The sequence below is a fragment of the Enterovibrio baiacu genome (genome assembly GCF_004120195.1).
In the GTDB taxonomy this organism is placed as follows: domain Bacteria; phylum Pseudomonadota; class Gammaproteobacteria; order Enterobacterales; family Vibrionaceae; genus Enterovibrio; species Enterovibrio baiacui.
Window position 1 is genome coordinate 1 of the sequence record NZ_SCHN01000044.1, and the last position, 1,264, is coordinate 1,264.

The following is a 1,264-nucleotide window of genomic DNA, read 5'->3' on the forward strand; positions in this document are numbered from 1 at the left end:
CTGCTTGTACGTACACGGTTTCAGGTTCTATTTCACTCCCCTCACAGGGGTTCTTTTCGCCTTTCCCTCACGGTACTGGTTCACTATCGGTCAGTCAGGAGTATTTAGCCTTGGAGGATGGTCCCCCCATCTTCAGACAAGATAACACGTGTCCCGTCCTACTCGTTTTCACGATAAAAGCATTGTCGTGTACGGGGCTATCACCCTGTATCGCACACCTTTCCAGATGATTCCACTAACACTTAAACCGCTTAAGGGCTAATCCGGGGTCGCTCGCCGCTACTGCCGGAATCTCAATTGATTTCTTTTCCTTCGGGTACTTAGATGTTTCAGTTCCCCGAGTTCGCCTCCACACACCTATGTATTCAGTGTGGGATACGTGCTTATGCACGTGGGTTTCCCCATTCGGAAATCGTAGACTCGAGTGGCTGTTACTGCCTTATCTACGCTTATCGCAAGTTACTACGTCCTTCATCGCCTCTGACTGCCAAGGCATCCACCGTGTACGCTTAGTCACTTAACCATACAACCCCAAGAGGTCTTTCGTATGGACAAACAACCAAGGTGTTCTCGTTAAAGAACAAGTTCGCTACTTTGACTCTGCTTAAGAAGCAGAAACAAGGCATGAACGGTTTTTCGCCGGACTCAAATATGTTCATCTTTCGATGAAACCAAGAACACTTGAATGTGTTTGGTGTTAATTCAAAAGAATTAACGTTTTGAGAACTTTTGTTTCATTACCTCTCGGGTAGAGAGATAAGAAACAGATTTCAATTTAATCGTTTGATTAAATTTACTAGTCAGCTTTCCAGATTTTTAAAGAGCAAAGTGGTGTTTCTCTGACGAGAAGGTCCACTTTCTAAATATTCTCTTTCGAAAACACTTAAAGAGTGGTGGAGCTAGACGGGATCGAACCGTCGACCTCTTGCATGCCATGCAAGCGCTCTCCCAGCTGAGCTATAGCCCCATCGAGTGGTCTTCTTCTTTTCATTTAACAACGAAAAGAGAAAGTGGTGGGCGATACCGGGCTCGAACCAGTGACCCCCTCCTTGTAAGGGAGGTGCTCTCCCAACTGAGCTAATCGCCCACGATAGTTTTGATTCCCTCATGGAGAGAATGGTGGGTCGTGCAGGATTCGAACCTGCGACCAATTGATTAAAAGTCAACTGCTCTACCAGCTGAGCTAACGACCCGTGGCGTCCCATAGGGGAGTCGAACCCCTGTTACCGCCGTGAAAGGGCGGTGTCCTAGGCCTCTAGACGAA

3 tRNA genes and 1 rRNA gene are annotated in these 1,264 nt (G+C 47.2%); all 4 read right to left on the bottom strand.

From position 1 onward, the window contains the following. Positions 1-523 (bottom strand): 23S ribosomal RNA (locus EQP46_RS23910); the annotation flags it as partial. Positions 524-891: 368 nt separating this feature from the next. After that, positions 892-967 (bottom strand) — tRNA-Ala (locus EQP46_RS23915). Positions 968-1,011: 44 nt separating this feature from the next. Next, positions 1,012-1,087: transfer RNA gene (locus EQP46_RS23920), tRNA-Val, on the bottom strand. 30 nt (positions 1,088-1,117) lie between these two features. Next, positions 1,118-1,193, bottom strand: a tRNA-Lys gene (locus tag EQP46_RS23925). Between the last annotated feature and the right edge of the window lie 71 nt (positions 1,194-1,264).